The sequence below is a fragment of the Candidatus Tisiphia endosymbiont of Temnostethus pusillus genome (genome assembly GCF_964264675.1).
Lineage (GTDB): Bacteria > Pseudomonadota > Alphaproteobacteria > Rickettsiales > Rickettsiaceae > Tisiphia.
Genome location: NZ_OZ183472.1, coordinates 1155105 through 1176533, shown reverse-complemented (window position 1 = coordinate 1176533; position 21429 = coordinate 1155105). Strand labels below are relative to the sequence as shown.

21 protein-coding genes are annotated in these 21429 nt (G+C 32.8%); 18 read left to right on the top strand and 3 right to left on the bottom strand.

Going from position 1 to position 21429, the window contains the following annotated elements:
- Nucleotides 1–53: 53 nt before the first annotated feature.
- The 11 genes from ACFEL2_RS05305 (at nucleotide 54) to ACFEL2_RS05255 (ending at nucleotide 11564) form a co-directional block, all read left to right on the top strand.
- Nucleotides 54–320: a type II toxin-antitoxin system prevent-host-death family antitoxin gene (locus ACFEL2_RS05305; protein WP_341751213.1), complete on the top strand. Its 267-nt coding sequence runs from the start codon at nucleotides 54–56 to the stop codon at nucleotides 318–320.
- On the top strand, nucleotides 317–733 hold the full coding sequence (locus ACFEL2_RS05300) for a type II toxin-antitoxin system VapC family toxin (RefSeq protein ID WP_341751212.1): 417 nt from the start codon (nucleotides 317–319) through the stop codon (nucleotides 731–733). The genes ACFEL2_RS05305 and ACFEL2_RS05300 overlap by 4 nt, the downstream gene beginning before the upstream one ends.
- Nucleotides 734–750: 17 nt before the next feature.
- Nucleotides 751–1836 (top strand): conjugal transfer pilus assembly protein TraU, encoded by a 1086-nt coding sequence (gene traU / locus ACFEL2_RS05295; RefSeq protein WP_375331696.1) that lies wholly within the window; start codon nucleotides 751–753, stop codon nucleotides 1834–1836.
- Nucleotides 1806–2489 carry a type-F conjugative transfer system pilin assembly protein TrbC gene (gene trbC, locus ACFEL2_RS05290; RefSeq protein ID WP_341751210.1) on the top strand — a complete coding sequence of 228 codons (684 nt, stop codon included), beginning with the start codon at nucleotides 1806–1808 and terminating at the stop codon, nucleotides 2487–2489. The genes traU and trbC overlap by 31 nt, the downstream gene beginning before the upstream one ends.
- A 23-nt stretch (nucleotides 2490–2512) precedes the next feature.
- The gene (locus ACFEL2_RS05285) at nucleotides 2513–3826 is read left to right on the top strand and encodes a hypothetical protein (protein ID WP_375331695.1); all 1314 of its coding nucleotides are present in this window, start codon (nucleotides 2513–2515) and stop codon (nucleotides 3824–3826) included.
- 56 nt (nucleotides 3827–3882) lie between these two features.
- Nucleotides 3883–4956, top strand: a complete 1074-nt coding sequence (traN, locus tag ACFEL2_RS05280; protein WP_375331694.1) for a conjugal transfer protein TraN — start codon at nucleotides 3883–3885, stop codon at nucleotides 4954–4956.
- A 36-nt stretch (nucleotides 4957–4992) separates the two neighbouring features.
- On the top strand, nucleotides 4993–5166 hold the full coding sequence (locus ACFEL2_RS05275) for a hypothetical protein (protein ID WP_375331693.1): 174 nt from the start codon (nucleotides 4993–4995) through the stop codon (nucleotides 5164–5166).
- Nucleotides 5167–5196: 30 nt separating this feature from the next.
- Nucleotides 5197–6207 (top strand): virulence protein RhuM/Fic/DOC family protein, encoded by a 1011-nt coding sequence (locus ACFEL2_RS05270; RefSeq protein ID WP_341751206.1) that lies wholly within the window; start codon nucleotides 5197–5199, stop codon nucleotides 6205–6207.
- A gap of 16 nt (nucleotides 6208–6223) precedes the next feature.
- Nucleotides 6224–7012, top strand: a complete 789-nt coding sequence (gene traF / locus ACFEL2_RS05265) for a conjugal transfer protein TraF (RefSeq protein ID WP_375331692.1) — start codon at nucleotides 6224–6226, stop codon at nucleotides 7010–7012.
- Nucleotides 7013–7215: 203 nt separating this feature from the next.
- Nucleotides 7216–8643 (top strand): conjugal transfer protein TraH, encoded by a 1428-nt coding sequence (locus tag ACFEL2_RS05260; RefSeq protein ID WP_341751204.1) that lies wholly within the window; start codon nucleotides 7216–7218, stop codon nucleotides 8641–8643.
- Between the two features lie 44 nt (nucleotides 8644–8687).
- A complete protein-coding gene (locus tag ACFEL2_RS05255) occupies nucleotides 8688–11564 on the top strand; it encodes a conjugal transfer protein TraG N-terminal domain-containing protein (RefSeq protein WP_375331691.1) in 2877 nt (958 codons plus the stop codon).
- A gap of 4 nt (nucleotides 11565–11568) precedes the next feature.
- Here the strand turns inward: ACFEL2_RS05255 and ACFEL2_RS05250 are convergent, their stop codons facing one another.
- A complete protein-coding gene (locus ACFEL2_RS05250) occupies nucleotides 11569–12144 on the bottom strand; it encodes a hypothetical protein (protein ID WP_375331690.1) in 576 nt (191 codons plus the stop codon).
- Between the two features lie 28 nt (nucleotides 12145–12172).
- Here ACFEL2_RS05250 and ACFEL2_RS05245 point away from each other — a divergent pair, with 28 nt between their 5' ends.
- From ACFEL2_RS05245 to ACFEL2_RS05225, 5 genes are all read left to right on the top strand, one after another.
- On the top strand, nucleotides 12173–12691 hold the full coding sequence (locus ACFEL2_RS05245) for a lytic transglycosylase domain-containing protein (RefSeq protein ID WP_375331689.1): 519 nt from the start codon (nucleotides 12173–12175) through the stop codon (nucleotides 12689–12691).
- A 128-nt stretch (nucleotides 12692–12819) separates the two neighbouring features.
- Nucleotides 12820–13272, top strand: coding sequence for a mobile mystery protein A (locus ACFEL2_RS05240; protein WP_375331688.1), 453 nt, complete (start codon nucleotides 12820–12822; stop codon nucleotides 13270–13272).
- Nucleotides 13269–13850 (top strand): mobile mystery protein B, encoded by a 582-nt coding sequence (locus tag ACFEL2_RS05235; protein WP_341751199.1) that lies wholly within the window; start codon nucleotides 13269–13271, stop codon nucleotides 13848–13850. The genes ACFEL2_RS05240 and ACFEL2_RS05235 overlap by 4 nt, the downstream gene beginning before the upstream one ends.
- Before the next feature lie 151 nt (nucleotides 13851–14001).
- A complete protein-coding gene (locus ACFEL2_RS05230) occupies nucleotides 14002–15981 on the top strand; it encodes a type IV secretion system DNA-binding domain-containing protein (RefSeq protein ID WP_375331687.1) in 1980 nt (659 codons plus the stop codon).
- Nucleotides 15982–16030: 49 nt separating this feature from the next.
- Nucleotides 16031–16639: a hypothetical protein gene (locus ACFEL2_RS05225; RefSeq protein WP_375331686.1), complete on the top strand. Its 609-nt coding sequence runs from the start codon at nucleotides 16031–16033 to the stop codon at nucleotides 16637–16639.
- A 52-nt stretch (nucleotides 16640–16691) separates the two neighbouring features.
- Here the strand turns inward: ACFEL2_RS05225 and ACFEL2_RS05220 are convergent, their stop codons facing one another.
- The gene (locus ACFEL2_RS05220; protein WP_375331685.1) at nucleotides 16692–17042 is read right to left on the bottom strand and encodes a hypothetical protein; all 351 of its coding nucleotides are present in this window, start codon (nucleotides 17040–17042) and stop codon (nucleotides 16692–16694) included.
- A gap of 223 nt (nucleotides 17043–17265) precedes the next feature.
- Between ACFEL2_RS05220 and ACFEL2_RS05215 the strand changes: the two genes are divergently transcribed.
- The gene (locus ACFEL2_RS05215; protein ID WP_341751195.1) at nucleotides 17266–17694 is read left to right on the top strand and encodes a helix-turn-helix domain-containing protein; all 429 of its coding nucleotides are present in this window, start codon (nucleotides 17266–17268) and stop codon (nucleotides 17692–17694) included.
- 96 nt (nucleotides 17695–17790) lie between these two features.
- Nucleotides 17791–19083, top strand: a complete 1293-nt coding sequence (locus tag ACFEL2_RS05210; RefSeq protein ID WP_375331621.1) for an IS256 family transposase — start codon at nucleotides 17791–17793, stop codon at nucleotides 19081–19083.
- A 32-nt stretch (nucleotides 19084–19115) separates the two neighbouring features.
- Here ACFEL2_RS05210 and ACFEL2_RS05205 read toward each other — a convergent pair whose 3' ends face one another.
- A complete protein-coding gene (locus ACFEL2_RS05205) occupies nucleotides 19116–21353 on the bottom strand; it encodes a tetratricopeptide repeat protein (RefSeq protein WP_375331684.1) in 2238 nt (745 codons plus the stop codon).
- Nucleotides 21354–21429: the final 76 nt, after the last annotated feature.

The following is a 21429-nucleotide window of genomic DNA, read 5'->3' as shown; positions in this document are numbered from 1 at the left end:
TGGTCGTAAGAAAACAGTTATAATATATAAATAAACAAAATTAGAGGTATTTTATGCAAAAATGGCAATTACAAGAGGCAAAGGAGCATTTTGAAGAAATTATTGAACTCGCTGAAAACGGGCAACCTCAATTAATAAATGATAAGAAGAGACATAAAGCAGTCTATATTATCTCAGTGGAAGATTATATGGGTGATAAAATAAAACCCCCTATGTCATTTAAAGAATTTTTATTATCTATACCAAAAGTTGATAATGATGATGAAGAGGATTTATTTGAAAGAAAACCAAGTAAAGCTAGGGAAGATATTGATATATGAGATATTTACTTGATACTAATATATTGTCAGAGTTTCGTAAGAAAAGTCCAAATAGCCAAGTAATATCTTGGTTATATCAAATACCTATAGAATCATTATATATAAGTTACTTAACAATTGGTGAAATTCAAAAAGGGATTGCTAAAAAGAGACAAACAGATTTAATAGCCTCATTAAGTTTAGAAAGGTGGCAAGATATTTTAATTAAAAAATATACCGCTAGAACCATTGGTATAGATAATAATGTATGTAAATGTTGGGGAGAATTACTTGCTATTGATGCTACAAATCAGGTAGATAGCCTAATTGCTGCCCAAGCAATAGTTTATGATATGGTTTTAGTTACTCGTAATACCAAACATTTTACTAAATTTGCAGTAAAATTACTAAATCTTTTTGAGGAATGTGAATAATGTAAGAGGTAAAAACGTTGACAAATATCAATAATACGGCCTTGAGCAAAAAGTTTGGCGACCCAGCTCAAGGCACAAAGACACGGTTAAGTATCCTACTGTTAGTGGCTATTTTTATGCCATTTTCAGTATCTGCAAGTATTACATGTCAGGGGCATTTTGTCAATCCAATTACTGATATTTGTTGGAGTTGCATATTGCCAATAAGCATAGGCAACTTAATTAATATTGGTAGTGGTGTAACGCCTAAAAAAAGAGATACCAAAAATCCCTCATCACCAGTTTGTCTATGTATTAAAGCAAACATTCCTGTACCAGGGATAGCAATAGGATTTTGGGAACCAGTAAGACTTATTGATGTTACAAGAACCCCTTATTGTATGACTAACCTTGGTGGTATCTCTCTTGGTTCTGATAGCAAAAGGACTAGTAGTTTTAATAGAAGCTATGATGGCAGGCATGTTCACGATAGTTTCTATCACGTTCATTATTATATTTATCCACTAATTTATTGGCTTGAACTTATTACTGATTTTATTTGTTTAGAGCAGAGTAGCTTTGACGTGGCTTATATGAGTGAGTTTGACGTTACTTGGAATGATGAAAAATTGCAGAACCTGTTAAATCCTGAAGCTTTTTTATTTGCCAACCCTGTAGCTCAAGCAGCTTGTGGTTTGGATTGTGCAAGTAGCACAGCTAGGATGCCACTAGATAGTATGTTTTGGTGTGCTGGTTGCTTAGGTAATATGTACCCATTTAGTGGAGCAAATGCTGATCATGTTGGTGGAGTGCAATCAAGTAGTTTATTAGCTATTCGAATAATTGCCAAGATGCACCGAATAGGGCTTGCGGAGGAGACCTCAACTGATGAAAACACTCGGTTGGCAGGTGGAGGTAAATTGTGCCGTAAGTCTAAGGCATTAAAGATTAAGAAGAGCCAGTATAAACTACAAATGGTAAATCCAAAGTCAACATCAGATAGCATTGGTTGTTGGCCATTAGGTTTAAGTGACATAATGTATTCAACATTTAAAGAATATCCGTATGACGGACAAGATTGGGGGTATTTAGTATGGCGAAAGGCGAATTGCTGTGCTTTTTAGTTACATTACTATTTAACAGTAGTCACTTAACTATAGCACAAAACATCAGCAACACTAATAGTGAATTGTTAAATAACATAAAAAATATTGAGGCAACTGATCAGCAGCAAGATTGGGCTAAAAAATTGGGACATGTAGGACAAATACTAACAAGAGAAGCTATTTTACAAAAGCTGTGTGAGTTAGATAAGCAGCATTGTTTAAAGCAAGGACAAAATTGCAGTGATAAAGAATTAATAGACAAAGAACTTATTAATCCAGCAGTGCTTAAGATATTTGTAAGTAGTGGGATGCCAAGTAATTTACTGAAGACCTATCATCAGCAAGCAGTAAAATATGGTGGAACATTGGTATTTAAGGGATTACCTAATAGTAGTTTTAAAGAACTTAGCAAACTAGTTATGTCAATATCAGAAAATGGTGAAGTAGGCAGTATGCAAATAGATGACGAAGCTTTTGATCAGTTTGGTATTAATGTTGTGCCAGCTATTTTGTTGGTTAAACAAGAAGGTTACTTAGATGGGTGTTTTGGTAAATCTTGCAAAGTTACTTACGATAAGATTACTGGCAGTATAGGTATAAAAGCAGCTTTGGAGAAATTTGCGATTAATGGTGATTTATCACAAGAAGCACAAGAGTTGTTACAAAGATAAGAAGCAGGCGTAAGGATATAAAGATGAGAAGGATGAGGCAGATAGTTCTAATAGTTTTAGTGGTAACTATTACTTGTGCAGAAGCCCAATATTTAGACCCAATCAATAAGACCAATATTAATGAGGTAGATCCATTGTTTGAAAAGAATATAGACAATTATCAAAGTTGGAGTAGACAAATAGAAGATAGTAAAGCAGGCTTTGCTAGAGGAGTAGAGAATAGTCAAGGGTTAGGTGATTTAGTAGGTCATGATAAGCTACAATCGGAAACAGATCGGTTAAGTAGTATAGAAGCAGAAGATTTAAGTAACAAAGGATGGGAGGAGTCAGCTAAAGACCCGTTCTATAACGAGATGTTTGTTGATTATAGCAGACCTGGCATGATGGCTCATAAACAAGATGCAGAAATGATAGCAAATGCATCTGGCAAGATGATGGATAATTTACTAGGACAACTGAGAGATATAGGAGTGGATTGTAAGACGGTTAAAGGCAATAAGGAAATAGAGCCGCAATATTTCATGGAGCTAAGTCGCAGAGATGAAAGAGCCAAGGGAGATACCATATATGACCAGTATTTCTGTGAACGCTTACGTAATAGATACGCTTGTGTTGATGGACTTACACTACAATGTTTGCAATTTTCTGAAAAGCCAGCTGAATTAACAATTAGTCAATCGAGTATGAAATACACCCCAAATATAGCAGGTTTAGTTAAACGTATTAGTTTTGTAGAACAATATGGTCCGAAACCCTGCAGTCTTTTTATGAGGCTTTTTGGTGGTGGTGGTGAGTCAAGTAGTTATGGAGGCGGTACAGTACACGGTTTTATTAATAAAGCGAGTGGGACAACTTACCATGCTCAGGAAGCAACTTGGCAGATAAGTTTTAATATATCCGCTAAAGTGGCAATGCTTACTAAAGTACAGTTAACTGCTGCTAGTTATGGTACGTTTATTATGTTTAAGCTAAATGGTCAGGTGATATTTGTTGGTCCTGTTAATGGCAACAATTTGTTTCTTAATGGTTATAGGTCAGTTGAAACTAAAGGTGAGAGGAAATATGGTGGTTTGGTTGGTAAGAGAATGACAGTTACCACTAATTATCCAATAGTTAGTACTGGCTTTGGTGAATATGCTCTAGGTTTAGACTCTATAGCTGATAGGTCTAGAGCTGAAGTAATCAACTTGTTGCCTCATATCAGGCAAGGAGACAATATACTGGAGATCAAGGCAATTGGTCGTGGAAATAACGAGGTAAGTTTTAATTTAGATGTAAGTGAGCGTATTTGTACATATTGGCAAGAGTATTGGCGTGAGCAATGTAGGTTAGAGTGATCATAGTCATGAAGTTAATAAAAATAATAAGAATTTTATTATTGAAGGTAATTGTAATGTTCAGCATAGCAACTGAAACAACAGCATTGGCTGCTGGTAGATCAAACTTTGTTTCCAATTATCCTTGCCAAGAAGGACAAAAGAAGTGTTTAGCTAGTGGCGTAAGGGTAATAGATGGTTTTCAGGTACATAGAGACTGCTGGGAATGGGGGTATAGTAAAATTTGTAATTATCCGAGTAAAAATAACTGTGATCAATATGCACATTGCTATTTTGTTGCACTTTTAGAGTGTTTGCTTACCGATAGCTTAGGTAATTGTGTTAATAGGAAAGAGGAATATTCTTGTAAGAGATGGATACCATCCCCCATAGAGAGTCAGAAAGTGCGGGTAGGATTTAAGGAAAAAGAAGGACCGGAAGGTCTTGTATGTAAAGGTATACCTTGTATTGATGGTAACTGCGTTGATAAAAGCTATATGACCAATGGTGAGATGATGGATTCAATCTCCAAGCTCTATGCAGTAAGTCAGTTGAAGTCAGGTAATGGCATGAATGTTAAGTTGTTTGAAGGGCTTAGCATGCATTGTAGTAAGAAGGCAATCGGTTACAGTAATTGCTGCTCAGTAGATCAGAAAGGTTGGGGTAAAAATTTTGGAGCAGGCTGCAGTAAGGATGAGCAGTTGCTGATCGATAAGCGTAAAAAGAATCTATGTGTTTATGTTGGCAAAGAGGGAAAGCAGAATCTAGGAGTAACAAAGATAGTCAAGCATTATTATTGTTGTTTTGGTCAAATGCTGGACAAGGTGGTGCAGGTTGAAGGTCGGAAGCAGCTTGGTATGAGTTTTGGCAGTGGCGGCAATCCTAATTGTCGTGGTTTAACATTAGATGAAATATTAAGAATAGATTTCAATCGCATCGATTTCACTGAGTTTATCGAGGAGTTTAAGGTAAAGTTTTTTGGCAAATATAAAGCACCAAATAACGGAGATATGAGCATGAGGGTTAAGGGTAGTCTGCAAAATATCAGGCAATATGATGACAACCCGAATAATCAGGCAAATAATCAAGCTGGTTGGAATATAGGAGTAGAAGAAGAACGTAAAGCAGAGGCTATAAGACAAGCAGAATAGAAGAAACAAGATTAAGCAAAAACTTCACAAAGGAAAGTGAAAGAACAAGAATTAGCTGAGCTGAAGAGGCAGTTAAATACTGGACATAGTTTTTGTCAGAATTGTCCTACTAAAGATCAGTTATTACAAAGGATAAAAATTCTAGAACAAGATTTAATTAATGGGAACTACTTAGTGGTGATTAAAAAGTTTAGTAGAATAATAATTTAGCAAAGAGTTAACAGTAAATCAGGAAAAAATATGACTAATATAGGACAAGAAAGCCAAATTAAGACGAAGCAAGAGAATAAAATAGCTATTTATCAAAGCAAAGATGGAAAAGTGACCGTAAATGTTCAGATATACGATGAAACTGTTTGGTTATCTTTAAATCAAATAGCTGAGGTTTTCCAGCGAGATAAATCAGTAATCTCAAGACATCTTAAAAACATATTTAAAGAAGGTGAATTAGAAGAATTAGCAGTTGTTGCAAAAAATGCAACAACTGCTGCTGATGGTAAGATATATCAAGTTGAATATTATAATTTAGATGCAATCTTATCAGTAGGTTACCGAGTTAATTCCAAATTTGGGGGGCAGTTTAGAAAATGGGCATCTAGTGTGTTAAAGGAGTACCTAATTAATGGCTATAGTATCAATCAACAACAAATTATTGGTGAAAAACTGGAACAGTTAAAACAAACAATAGAATTATTATCAACTACTTTAGTAAACCAAAATCTTGTGACTGATGAAGGACGAGAATTATTAAACCTAATTACTACATACTCTAAGACTTGGGATATTCTTATTAAGTATGATGAAGAAAATTTAGGTGTTCCTAAAAATCTACATAATTCAGACACGGTAATAATTTCATACCAAGAAGCACTAGTGGCTGTAGAGTCTTTAAGACAAGAATTAATAAAGCAAGGTTTAACAAGTCAGTTATTTGGTTTTGAGAAAGAGAATGGACTTCAAAGTATTTTAGCTAATTTAGAACAAAGCTTTGATGGAGCTAGTTTATATGGTTCTTTAGAAGAGAAAGCAGCTCATTTGATTTATTTTATTATTAAGGATCATCCATTTAGTGACGGTAATAAGAGGATTGGTAGTTTGTTATTTCTATTATATTTAAAAAAATCTAACTGTGATCTAAGAAAGATTAACCCAAGTAGTTTAACTGCTTTAGCACTACTTGTTGCTGAAAGTGATCCTAAACAAAAAGAGTTAATGATTAAGTTAGTAATTAACTTAATTAGCAATGATTAAATGGGTCTAGCAAGTTATGAGATTAATATTGTTTCTATCATTAATAGCTTATTTCTCTACTAGCTATGCCAAAGATTTCTTTGAACAGAGATATCGTGGTTGGTTATGGTTTGAGGAGAAGGAGTTGGCAAAAGAATTAGAGAAGCAACAAGAGATATTAGTCATAGAGCAACAAAGAGAGCAAGAATACGCCAAAGCAAGGCAGGAAGTGGAACAATTTAGCAAAGAGCTAGAGGAGCTAAAGTTTATGATGATTAGATACCCAGAAAATATCGAACATGTAAGAAGATATAAAGAAAAGGAAACCTTGATGTTAGATAATAGTTTAAAACTTGCTCATAGCTTTAGGATGGTAAATTTCCTGTACCCTGAGACTATCAATTTAATTGAGAATCCAATTAATCTGTATGGCAGAAGAATAAAAGAAGAGACGGATCAACAAAAGCTAGCTGGCAAACTTAAGATACTTGCTACTCAGATAGAACTCTTTGTATTTTTTTCGTCAAATTGTCCTTATTGCATAGCTCTAGAGCCAGTACTAAATGACTTTGCTAAGAAATATGGATTTAAAGTAGAAGCAGTCAGTCTAGATGGTAGCAAAAGCAAATTTTTTAAGACTTACCAAAATCAGGAAATTGCTGAAAAGCTAAATTTGCAAAAAGCTCCAACAATTGTAGCTGTTACAAATGATAGTAAGATTCATTTCGAACTTATCAGAGGTACAGCATCGATGTCAGAGCTTGAGGAAGCTGGGTTATTGGCAAGTGAGTATTTAAATAAGATGGAAGGAACGGAGGGAATATAGCTAACCCGAATAGGTTATTGATATTATTATAAGTTCCTAAACGTCATTGCGAGGAGGTGCGAAGCCCGAACGAAGCAATCCATTTTTGGTTACTTTTATGGATTGCTTCGTCGCTACTAAAGTAGCTCCTCGCAATGACAGAAAAACTATCTAGAACATTAACGGGTTAACTATAACTGAAGAAAAAACTAAGGTAGCAGAAAATGATGATTAGAAAGTTAATACGGAGATTATCTATTCATTGCTTATTAGCAATATGCTTACTAGTGAGCAACAATAGTTATGCAGGCATAGAGAAGTTAATTAAAAGCGTTATGCCAAGTGGTACTATGAGTAATGTAACTAGATCAGCGATCGTACAAGATCAATTAGCAGGTCATATAATTGGCGGATCAGTGCTAATTAAGTCGCCACCTATAGAAGATTTACAGCTTTTTAATTTTCAATCTCCTAGTTGTAAGCTTGGAGGATTGCCTTGTGGAGCACAGTTAGATCTTAGAGGTGGAGCATTATCATTTTTGAAAAGTGCTGCTATGGAACGATTTCTTAAAGAAATGGTACAAAATGTTGGCGGCTATGCAGCAATTATGGCAATTAAAACCATCTGTCCGCAATGTGAGAATATTATGACTTACTTAGAGCAAATGCAAAGAAATATCAACCAATTCAATATTAATTCTTGTGACATGGCTACTCAGATCAGTAATGGTCTAGCAAGTAAAATGGATAAAGGAGCAGAACTTACCCGCCAAAGTGACTTGGTAATGACAGGCAGAGGAAGTGATATGGCAGATATTAGAGACAAGGCAAAACATGATACTGGTGATCCAACCAAAAGCAATAAAGAACTTGAGAGTTTACTTGGTGATAATTTTAATTTGGTATGGAAGGCTCTTGATAAGAAAATAAGTAGCTCAGGAGATGCTACTACTTTTAAAGAATTACTCATGAGCATATCAGGAACTATTATTGGCAAAAAAGATGCTGAAGGACGTCGTTCAATAACTCATAAAAAATCATTGGTTAATAAGGAATTAATAGGGGAGTTTATTGGAGTTCGTAGTGGTAATGTAGATGTAGAGCTGTATAAGTGTGGTGAAACAAACTTATGCTTACTCCCCCAAAAAGCCAAAACTAAGTTATCAGATAAAGATACACTATATGGTAGCATTGATCAAATGCTATTTTCTATGGTTAAGAAAATAAAGAATAATAACGGTAATTTTACTGAGGATGAAGAAAATCTAATTGCTTTATCATCCATTCCACTAACTAACAAGATTCAGAGAGAACTTGCTACTAATACTGATAATGCTTACTTAACAGTACGGATAGCTGAATTTGTTGAAAGCTTATGCTATGACGTAGTAACTAACTACCTTACTAAATTATTACAACAAACTTCTGAAGCAGTATCAGAGCTTTCTTACTTACAGCTTGCAGATATAGGGGTATTTACCAGCTTTGAGCAGGAAGTCAATAACACTATTAGCTTTTTGATAAGCAACAGAGAAAATGCCTTTAGGCGTTATAATATTATTGAGCAAACCAAGATGAGAATGTTGCAAGAAGAAAAATACTTTGAGATGAAGTTTCAGGAGTTTATGTCCACTAATCAAATGGATGGATAAAAGCTGGGTAGGAAAAGGATAGTAAGGTAAATAGGTAAAGAAATATGGAACTAAATTTAACAATCCATACTTACGGTTATTACGATGCTTTGTACTATGTATTAAATGGTTTAGCAATGTTACGTAATAGTGAATTTTATACAGATTTAGTAAATAGTCTATGCATAATTACTGGATGTTATTATGCAGTAAAAATGTCGTATAGTAATAATTCTATGGTGTGGCGGGCATATGTGCTTAAAGTACTTGGTATGATTGTATTAATCAATGCATTATTACTGCCTAAAACAGAAATGATTATTAAAGATCATGTAAGTAAAATAATAGGTAAGGTTGATAATATTCCTATAGCTTTTGCCCTGCCAGTTGGCATATTAGAAGAATTTGGTCATTTGGTCACTATTGGTTTTGAACAAGTATATGCACCGATAGAAGCTCTTGTTAGTACGTCACCTATATTTTCTTATTATAATTATGGTATGTTATTTGGTGCAAGACTAAAAAAGGAATTACGTCAGGTTCGTATTAAAGACCCAGAGTTTGTAGAAAATATGCGTTCTTTTATCAAGCAATGTGTTGTACTACCAGCAATGATAGGCTATCAGTTTACTCCTAAACAATTAATAGATACTCCTGATATTTGGAAATTAGTGAGTAGCAAGGCTGGCACATTGACCCGTCTTTACATTAGAGACGGTAAGAATCTGCGTAATGTTACTTGCCAAGATGCAGCAAATCTCTTTGAGAATTATTTTGATGGAGAGATCAAAAGGGTAGTATCAAAAAATGCCAATACAGAATTTGCTAAAGCAAGAGGTGGATCAGATTATGTCCCTTCAGCTAGGTCATCAAGCAGTTCATCAAGTATCCTATCAAATATTCTCGAGAAAAATATTAGTAGTCTTTATGGAGGTGGTCAAAAAGCAGGTGACATACTAAGGCAGCAAATGATGATTAACAGTATATCTGATTATACCGCAAGTAACTATGCAGTAGCTCGTTCTCGAACCAGCCAAGAAAGTGGTTGGTTATTATCAAGTGATATGGCTAGCTTGTATTTACCAATGTTACTAGTCGTAATAAAATGCATAGTCTATGCCTCGTTTATGTTTTTAGTGCCAATGTTAATCTTTAGTGGTGGCATAGCAAAATATACTTCTTATCTGACTTTAGTTGCCTCACTACAATTATGGCCGTCATTAAATGCTATTATTAATATGATCATGGGTACTTATAGTAATTTAAAAACTGGCTCAAATTTAATGTTAAGTTTCAGTAGTAGCAGCACAATCCTAAATCACGTTGATACAATAGTAACAGTAGCAGCAGGTTTGCAAATGGTAATACCATTTTTGGCATTTGCTATTATGCAATCGGGTGTTAACAGTCTTGGTCATTTAGCTGGCTCAATTATTGGTGGACTGCAAGCAACATCGGGCAGTATAGGAGCAGAGGTAGCAAGTGGCAATAGAAGCATTGATAATGTTTCAGAAGGAAATAATCAGCGATATATGAAGTCAGGATATAAGACGGACTATAATATGCAACATGTGGAAGGTGGCAATAGCTGGCAACAAGCTGATGGTAGTATAGCTCGCAATAATCCTGATGGTAGCGTAATTTACAGTGGCGGTCAAGGTATTAACACTTCTGTTGGTATCACCAAATTTAATCTAGAACAAACAGCCCAGAATCATGTGACTCAAGGCATACACACGTCTGAAAGTTTATTGAAGTCAGATCAAAGGGCATTATCAGATGCAAAGAGTAACACCTTGAGCAAAACAGCTGATTTTGTTTCCAACTTAGCACAGCGTGAACATAGTGGGGAAAGCTTTAATTATGATACAATGGGAGAGCAAGGCAAGTCACTTCAGCGGGCAGTAAACAACGTCAGAACTCTTAAAGAACAATATGGATATAGTTGGCAACAAGCAACAGATGCAGCGTTAAAAGCATCTATGACTGCGGCTACTCCACTAAAAAGACTTACTGGTATTGGTATCTCTGGTAGTGTAGAAGGTTCACTCACTGCTAGAAATGTAAGTGATCAGTCTTTTATGGAGGATAGTGATACATCAACACAAAATAATACTCATGAAGATTACAACAATATAGTCAAAGCAGCATCAAGTGAAGTATGGGGAAAAGATAATAGTGCTGAGAAACATTATAGTGATGCAGTAAGGAACAGTTATGAAGAGCAACAAAGATTAGAGGCACAAGTATCAATGCGTCAAGAAACAGTAGATAATTGGTACAAAACAAAAAGCAGACTTGAATCAGAATCAGCAACAGTTAACAAGGATATGTATCAAGAAGTGTTAGACCGCTGCGTAATAGAGTTTGGTATGGATGCAAACTCTGTGAGGAAGCTAGTAGACAAGCAGCATCCTGACGTGATGAAAGTATGGAATAAAATAGCCTCTGAAGAATTACAAAATTTAATACCTGAAATAAATAGTGGTAAGCACCAAGTATCGGGTCAGCATGCAGAAAAAGCATTAAATGATTTTAGCAATGAACATGATAAGCGAATTAATAGAAATCCTGAATCACAAGTTAAAGAAATAGCAACAAAAAGCGGTATTAATAATGAAGAATTTATGGCAAATATTAAAGGCAAAGAGGGAAAACTTAAAAATAAGTTTGAAGAAGTAACAGGTAAAAATACTGAACAATATAATAATATCAAGCAAGTAAATATACTTGAGCATGGAGACTTACAAACACAAATTAATAAATATGAAGAAGATAGAATTGGGCAGGGGAAAACTGCAAAAGGAGCTGCATGGCTATTAAATAAAGTCAACGCTGGTGAAACAATAGGTGGTCCAACTAAAGGATCGCAAAGGACAACTCGAATTAACAAAGGAGCATATCAAAATGCACATCAGGTTAAAGCAAAAACTGATAAGTGAAAGATTATTTTCTATGATAATACATATTACTAGGAAAATTACGATATTCAATACCTGTGTAATAGATATTGTTAGAACTAAAGGTAGATGTAGAGTAATTAGCATTATACGCTCCTGCTCTCATACCGATAATTCTTTCTTGCCAAGCATTTTTGTTAAATAAAATAGAAATAGGACAATTTTTATATATGAAATATAAAGTAGGAACAAAAAGGAATATAGAAAATAATAGTGGAAAGGCTATAAAATCATTTACTTCTTTCCAATGTGCATCAAGTATTGAACCAGTTAATGCAACAACTGCAATCATAGCAATAATAATCCAAAATAATTGTTTAGGTAGCCTATTCATTAAATTTTGTCCTTGGCTATTTAAAAACATTTTATCTTCTGTATATTTTACCTTGTTATATTTGGCTACCAAATATGGAACTAATAGTATGGTTATCCAAAATAAGGCATTACTAACATATTTATACTCATCTAAAAATACACTTAAAAACAAACCAAAACTCATACCCCACCAAAACATTAAATTCCAAAAATTATCTTTATTTAGCCGTGACTTGATCCAGTTCATAAGATACCTTAGATTTAAGCTGTATAAAATGATAATATCATGGTTTGATATTTTAAGTAAAGAAATAATCAAGATTTTGGTTATTATAATAGTTGCTTTTTCACAAAATATGGTGTTTGCACAAGATTTAGCGGGATTAATTAGCACAGTTGAAAAAGAACATAATATTCCAAGTGGTTTATTGAAAGCTATTGCTGAAGTAGAGTCTGAAATGAAAGTTTATGCAGTAAATTTAGGTGGTAAAGCGTTCATTGCCAAGTCTAAGGCGGAAGCATCTAAAAATATACTTTCTTATCTGAGAAAAGGACATACAAATATTGATATTGGCGTAATGCAAATCAATTGGTACTGGCATAAAAGACATTTTTCTAGTCTTGATGAAATGCTTACTCCTAAAACTAACGTTGAATATGCAGCCAAACTACTAACTGATTTATATCTGCAACATGGTGATTGGCAAAAGGCCGTAAGACTTTATCATTCTGCCAAGCCATATTATCATAAGCAATATTCAAGAAAGGTACTATTGTCTTGGCTTGGGAGCTAATTGGTATAAGACGGTACTACAAATTTACATTAGTTTATTTGTAGTACTGAATCCATATAAAAACAATATGTATATTGTTTTTATATGATGTTATAGTAATATATAAGTTTACTTATGAGTTTATAATTATGAATTGGTCTTTAAGAAAATTAACCTGCAAACAGCTAATGAATCAATTAAGCCCATTACAAAATATGATAATACCAAGTAACGGGTGGTTAAAAACCATAAGAACTGCAATCGGTATGACAAGTCAGCAGCTAGCTCGTCGGTGTGGGGTTAGCAAACAAAGAATCTTACGTATAGAAAATGATGAGGTATTGATGAAGACAACCCTTGCAACTTTAGAAAAAGTCGCAAGTCAACTAGGTTGCAAGTTAGTTTATGCTATAGTTCCAGAAAAAAACTTACTAAATATTATAGAAGAGCAAGCAGAAAGAACGGCTATAGATAGGCTAAAGGAAATATCACATTCGATGATATTGGAAGAACAAAAAGTAATTGATAAAAAACAGCAAGAGCAAATTGAAATTCTAAAAGAAGAATTAATGAAAAATAATATAAAAACTATTTGGCAATGAGATTTATTTACGCTGAAGGTGCTACTCCTTTAAATCAAGATGAAATCAATAATTTATTACCAAAACATTTAACCACTCAAAGTGAGCTAAATGAATGGGAACAATATAATATTCTAAAAGCAGAGGAATGGGTGTTACAGAGAAAAAGGCGAGATATTTTATCAATAAGTTTTGCACAAAAATTACATAATAAAATGTTTGATAATACTTGGAGTTGGGCAGGTAAGTTTAGAAAAACTCAAACCAATATAGGAGTAAATAGTATTTATATAGGGCAGGAACTCAAATTATTATTTGATGATACTATTTACCAGTTAACACATAAAATTTACCCTTTACGAGAAACTGCAATAAGATTTCATCATAGGCTGGTATTTATCCACCCATTCCCAAACGGTAATGGAAGGTTTTCTAGGCTCTTCGCTGACTTTATATTAGTAAGTCATAATGAGCGTAGATTTAGTTGGGGTAGAAGCAATTTAATTTGTGATAATGCTACTAGAAAACAATATTTAGAAGCTCTAAGAGCTGCTGATAATAATGATTATAGTAAATTAATAATATTTGCTGATAGTTAAAAATATTCAAGAAAAGTAGCATCATGGACTTAGTGGTTAATCGAAAATGTATTATAATAGATAATAAATTAAGAGAATATACATACCAATGGTTGGTCTTTAAAATAAGATATATTTTATAAACTTATTACTTTAAATTTAGTCAAATTGTATGCTAAATAATTTTATAGGTGGTGGTCAGATATTCTTGCATAAGATCAGGATGTTTTTGCAGGTATTTAATCGCTCTATTGTTATTTCGTGCATTGTAAGTGTGATAATTACCATAGTTCTAGCTTACCCCAAGCTAGAACTATATGATTTATCTGCTGCTGTAACTTATCAAAAAGCCTTACTAGCTAGTAACTTTGATAATAGTGTGCGTCCTATTAAGGTAATGATCAATCCTAAAGGCAAAAAATATGTTACCCTAATTAATGCCTATAATCATGTTGGTTTATATAGGAGTAATATTGATCCACAACTGATCTTGACTTCCTCTAAATTCAGTAAGAATTATTATCAGCTAGTTAGTTTTATCAAAGCTAAGTTACTACTCTGCCTTGGTTTGATGTTTGCTATTTTTGTTAGCATCTTTCTGCTGTGGACAAAATTTGGTAAGTCGGTATCACTAGAAAAACAAATTAGCGGGAGTACTATTAAGTCAGCAAAAGAAATAACTAACTATTTAAATAAAGCTAATAAAGCAAGTAAATTCATTGTAGGTAGCATGCGACTTGTTAAAGATAGCGAAACTAGGCATATTATAGCTATCGGCACTACCGGTTCTGGTAAGACTAATTTGTTTAATAATTTAATTCCGCAAATCAGGAACTTTCAACAACCAGCATTGGTCGTTGATCAAACAGGGGAAATGATAGAAAGATATTATAACCCGGATAGAGGAGATATTATCTTTAATCCATTAGATGCTAGATCTCATAGTTGGGATTTTTGGACTGATACTAGTTCTAATAATAGTAATGATCATGAACAAGCAGAATATATTGATCCAAAGTTAGATAAATTTGCTAAAGTACTGTTTAAGTTTAACAAGAAGACTAGTAGCGGCTTTGATCCATTTTGGAATAATAGTAGTGCAACTATTTTTTGTGCTTGTGTTCAATCCTTAATAAAAGAAGGCAATAAATCAATTACTGAACTGCAGAAAATGTTACAGCTATCTTCTAGGCAATCACTTGAGAAAAAGTTAGCTAATACAGTAGCCGCTAGATATTTAACAGCCAGTAATAAGACTACTGCTAGTTCTATTTTATCAGTGCTGGCGACTAGTACTGCTCCTCTAAATCTCTTATTTGACTCTGAAAAAAAATTTTCCCTGACCAAATATTTTACTGAAGTAGCCCAAGGCAGTCCCGCTTGGTTATTCTTGAGTAACAGACCAGATATGCGAAACGTTACAATGCCGCTAACTAGCTGTTTATTTGAACTAGCAATTTCATGTCTAATTGGCATAGGGATCAATGAAAAAAGGCGTATGTGGTTTATCATCGATGAACTAGCTTCTTTAGGTAATTTGCCTAGCTTTCCTACTTTAATATCAGAATCACGAAAATATGGAGGGTGCGTTCTTTGTGCTACTCAATCAATTAATCAAATATTCGATAATTTTGGTATGTTGCAAGGTAGCAGTATCTTTGGTCAATTTGCTACTAAGTTTCTCTTTAGAAGTGATGAGCCAGCTACAGCTAAAATTATTACTGAGATATTTGGACAACTGGAATATGCTACTAGCCAAAAAAATACTTCTTATGGAGCTCATGAGTTTCGAGATGGTATTAGCTATAGTGAAAATACTAAACATAAAGCTTTAATCACTACCGATGATCTTGCTACTTTAGCAGATTTAGAGTGTTTTGTTGGACTACCTGAGCCAAAAGCTAGAATAGCTAGAATTAAAGTGCCTTTAGCGGCGGATGTTCCTAAAAAACACCCATATTTTGTTGCTGCAAGTAAGCTTCCTGAACATTATAATAATTCCATTAATAATCATAATGTTCAGGAAGCTAGTGTTTCTGATATTTCAAATGACCAAGCAAGTATAACAGATGTTGAGCAAGTAGTATCACAAGAACCACGTAAGGATCAACCTTGGTGGCAAGAAGCTAGGCAAGAATATGGTAAAAAATGATTGCTATAACTAACGAGTATAATACATTAACGAATATTCATGGTAAAAAATGAGTAAAAAAATAACGACTGACTTTACTACAGTTTATGACAAAGTAGACAAGCACTTTACTACATGTATAGAACTTGTTAAAGAACTACCATATATTAAACGGGAGGTTCAAGATATTTTAGCATCTTTTAGTGATTCCACTAAGCAATATAGTAATAATATTAATATTCAGTTGGAAGGTTTTAAAAAAAATCTTTCTAAGCTTAGTGAGGAGTGCTATATCTTAAGCAAAATACCAGAAAAGTTAGATAAAAGCATAATAGCTATAGCCCCTGAAGTTGCTGAGGAAATTCAAAGTCACAACCAACTTAAAATAGATGAAATGACTATAGCAATTAATAGCTGTAGTCAAAATCTCAACAAAATTAAAGATGATATTGAGTCTCTTAGGATTAATCGTAGCAAAAATTTCCTTCCTGTAGTAGCGATTAGTCTTAGCTTATCAACTATTACTACAACCGCTGTCCTTTATTTTGTGTTACAATGGTTTCCACCACAGCAAAAATATCTAGTTGATAAAGCTCACGATATTCATACAGAAGGAGTAGTACAAATATTTGATATGCAAGGTAAATTCTGTAATAAAGCAAAAATAATCAAGGATTGAAGAACCTTTTAATATACCAAATTAATTGGCAACTGGGGTTAGTTAATGTTAATTATTTTTGTTTCTTGGTCTGTAGTGTAGTATTAGACCTAGCAAATATTTTAAACTCATCAAGTAGTATTTTAAGATGCAGATTTGTATCTTCTAACTGAAAGGTAGCATGTAATAGGTGATGTTCTTTCTGAACTGTACTATTAGCTAGCTCTGTTGTTTTTTTATACAAACCTGTTATTTCATCTTGTGCTTTAATGTATATGCTAGAGAAGTTCTCGCAAATAACCTTAATGTTGCTACAGGTTGATCTGATTTGATTAAGCCATTTGACCGAGAGTAGTATTAATAATATTTGTCCGATGATTAGGCTAAATACTCCAATGGTCAAGGCTAATATTTGGTAATTCATGTTCTACTTTATTATGATTAGCTTTTAATAAAAAACATCCCTTTTGATGTTGTTCAATTATGTCCTGCCTTTAAATTCTATATATAGAATTATATGTATAATACTTTTATTGCTAATGTCAATAATTATGCATATAAAATTTGACAAAAAAACATTTATGTGAGAATTAATACATAGTGGAACATAAATGTAACTAAAAAATAATTGAATTACTTAAAACATAATGTCATATACAACATTACAAAAAAATTTAGATAAAATTATTAAAGACCGTAATTACCAAGTTACTGAACTTGAAAGAAAAGCTGGTTTAAAGAAAAATAATATATACAATATTCTAAAGGGAATATCTAAAAAACCTTCAGCAGAGTTGTTACAAACAGTGGCCGATGTACTAGGTGTAACTGTTAAAGATTTATATAATCCCTTTATTGAAACAAAAAATTATTTAAATAATGATGATTTTGAATTGATGGAAAAAGTACTTAAGACTGTAATAGAAGAGGTAAAAAATCTTAAGCTAGAAGTTACTGAAGTGGATATAGTCAATATTATGTTAGAAGTGTTTAATTACTCGAAACCCGAACCCAAAAAAGAATTAGAGAAAAGATTTATTAATTGGATATTACAACAACGCATACAAAAAAAGTAAATTTGGGGCAAAAATGAAGAGTCTGTCATAAAGATTGTGTAAGTTGAAAAAAGTAGTAAAAATAAGATTACGAAAAAACACTTACATGAGGTTAATATGAAGAAGAAAACAAAAACAATAAATCAATCTGTAGAAAAAGTAGTATCAGAACTTTTGTCACAAAGTAATCCATCAGAAATTTTTGGCAAAGATGGGATATTGCAAGAGTTAAAAAAACAACTAGTTAATAAGATTCTAGAAAAAGAGATGGAATCTTATATTGGATATGAGAAACATTCCAAGGATGAGAAAGAATCTGAAAACAGACGCAATGGTAGTTATGAAAAGACTATAATAGATGAAGATGGTAGGAATATAACAGTAGATGTTCCAAGAGATAGAGAAGGAGAATTTGAACCCCTATTAATTCCTAAGGGAGTTCGACAATTTAAAGGGTTTGATGAGAAGGTAATATCTCTGTATGCAAGAGGTATGACTACAAGGGAGATACAAGGACATTTAGAGGAAATCTATTCTACCAAAGTATCTGCAGAATTAATATCTAAAGTAACTGACGGAGTTTTGGAGGATATTATAAATTGGCAGAATCGTCCCCTTGATAGTATATATCCGATAATATATCTTGACTGCATATATGTCAAAGGAAGAGACAATCACACTATAATAAATAAAGCAGTTTATATAGCTATAGGTGTTAATATGGAAGGTAAGAAAGAGCTACTTGGTATTTGGGTTGGCAAGAATGAAGGTTCTAAATTTTGGATGCAAGTGGTAACTGAGCTAAAGAATAGGGGAATTGAAAAGATATATGTTGCTTGTGTAGATGGTCTAAAAGGCTTTCCTGAAGCTATAAATAGTGTTTTTCCTAAAACTATTGTACAATTATGTATCGTGCATATGGTTAGGAATTCTACCAAGTACGTGTCATATAAAGATTTAAAATCGGTAACAGCTGATTTAAAGAAAATTTATACAGCAATAAACGAGGCGGAAGGGATTAGAGAGCTACAAAACTTTAGTAAAAAATGGGACGAAAAATATCCAGTAATTTCTGACATGTGGCAACGTCTTTGGTCAGGTATAGCCCCGCTTTTTAGTTTTCCTGAAGGGATTAGAAAGGCAATATATACTACTAATACTATTGAATCAGCCAATCGGCAAATCAGGAAAATTATAAAAAATAAAGGGGTATTTCCAGATGATAAATCAATTCAGAAAATAATATTTTTGGCATTGACAAACGCTCAAAAGAAGTGGACAATGCCAATTAAAGATTGGTCAGTTGCCTTGAATCAATTTGCCATACTTTGTGGTACTGATGACCAAAAATGGGCAAATGTCGATCAAAGATGGACTAACTCTGACATCATACTTACACAATCTTTCTGATAGACCCAAAATGAATATTTTATCAAATTTTATTAGTTTTTACACTTACTCAAAAGATCTATACTTCTAAAGTGGTTTTCACCAAATTTTTCTATGAGTTGGGTGCTAAATTTTATATACCAAAATTTATTTGGTATATTGCAAGTTGCTTTTGCTGCAGCCCAATACAGGTAGCTTACTTCATCGATATTTTTCATATTATCCCGATAATTGTTATAATATAATACTTCTGCTGAAGCATAGGACTCAGCTGCCTTTTCATTCTGACCAAGAGCCGCTAACGCATCTCCTTCAACAACAAAAGCTTTCGCCAAACGTAGGTCTTGTAATTCCGTAAGATTAACATTTTTTTTAGTTGGATCATTAATGAATATATTTTTAGCTTTTTGAGCATATTCTAAAGCTTTCCTAATATTTCCTAATCCCAATTCTGCTCTTGACATCTCAGTAAAGATTTGACCAAATACTTCATGATCCTTTTTCTTTACTAGCTTGTGCATATCATATAATTGTTCTGCTTGAACGTATGCTTCTTTATACTTGCCTAGGATGCTTAATACTTCTGATTTAATTAAATAAGCATGTGTTAGCAATAAATCATTACTATCCATTCCATTTTGGATACAGGTGACTAAAAGTTTACCAATTTGTTCCAACGTTTCAGTATATTTTCCTTGAATAAACAATAATTTTGATTTTAAAAAATAAATTATAAATATATTGACTTCTTGAACCTCTTGTGTAAATGATTCCTCTATTTTTTCTATGATTTCTTCAGCAATTTTTGTATTGCCCAAAGATGCTTGAGATCCAGCTATATGTGCGTTGAGATTTAATCTTTGTGCGTCAAGATTAAATTTAATAGGCGAGTCTATTTTAAGATTATCTAGAATTTCTAATGCTCTAGTAGCATAAGAAATAGTTACTTCAAAATTTCCTAATGATATTCTATTATAAATTCCTATTAACCCTAAATATCGACCATAACAATATTTTTGGTATGCGGACATTAGCCAAAACTTAAATTCACCTCTCTTATCTTTTTGTTCAAACCAATCCATCATTTGTTGAGCCTTATAGCCGTTTTGAGTATTAACATATATAGTGAACAATTCGGCTCTTAAATCAAGTATCGAATATACGTTAATATTATATTTTTCAGAATTTTTCAAAAGAACTTCTAGATTTTCGGGTATCGTTTTCGAAATCCTCCATAAATGTCCGGTCTTTAAATCTTTATATTTAGGTATTTTTTGAATTATATCTTCTAAAAAATCTCTATTATTCTTATTGCCATTTATCTCCATTATCTTATTAGCAATAACATCATGCATTTCAAAAACAGGATTGGTTTCATTTGGATCGGTATTAGAAATTAAAGCAAATTTAGACAGTTGATAAATATCATCATCAATAGTATTCTTGTCATCAGTAATAATTTTTAGAAGTTCTTTCGAAAAACCTTGGGTGTTAATTAAGGCTATCTTATTCAGTAATCTTTTAGCATTTGGCTTTAATTCCTTAATTGCTAAATTAATGTTTAATTTAATTTTATCAGTAGAATCTCGTATCCTCTTTTTATATTCTTCTTGATTTAAACCAGGTACTTGGTTCAATAACTGTGTGCCTTGTACTATCAATATAGGATAACCACTAAATTCTTGAACTAAAAACTCTGCTAGTTTAGGATCATCTTTTTCTAAAATATTATTAGCAAGAGTAGTAGCATCATTTTTTTCAAATGCCGTCATTTTGACTGTATTAGGTAATAGTTCACTATCTTGGGAAGCAAAAATAACATGACCATTATGTTCCCAATTAACAAATTCTTGCACCTTATGATTTTCTTTGATCTTTAAATTATCAAATACTAACAACCATTTATTCTTACTAGATAAGTAAGATAACACTTCTTTTTTTGCTGTTCTTACATCTTCTGATATTAAATTAGTCTTAGCTTTTTCATTAATTGATTTTGCTAGTTTTAGAAACCCTTCATTAATATCTAAACTGCAATCAATGAACCAAATAAGCTCATAATTATTTTTATTCTCATAGGCGTACATTCTCGCAAGCTGAGTCTTGCCCATACCACTAATGCCAACGAGACTTGTTTGTCTATATTTGATCGAATTATTCTTAACTAAAGTTAATTGTTTAACATGATCTACAAAATAGCTTACTGGTATAACAAGATTGGATATTTCCACTTGAGCAACTGATGTATAAGGCATTATTAATACCATTATTATTAATATATATTTCTTCATTTTTTCTTTCTAATAATATTATTCATATATTTAGCAAAATATAATATTTATCCTTGTGTTTACTTCGAATTATTTA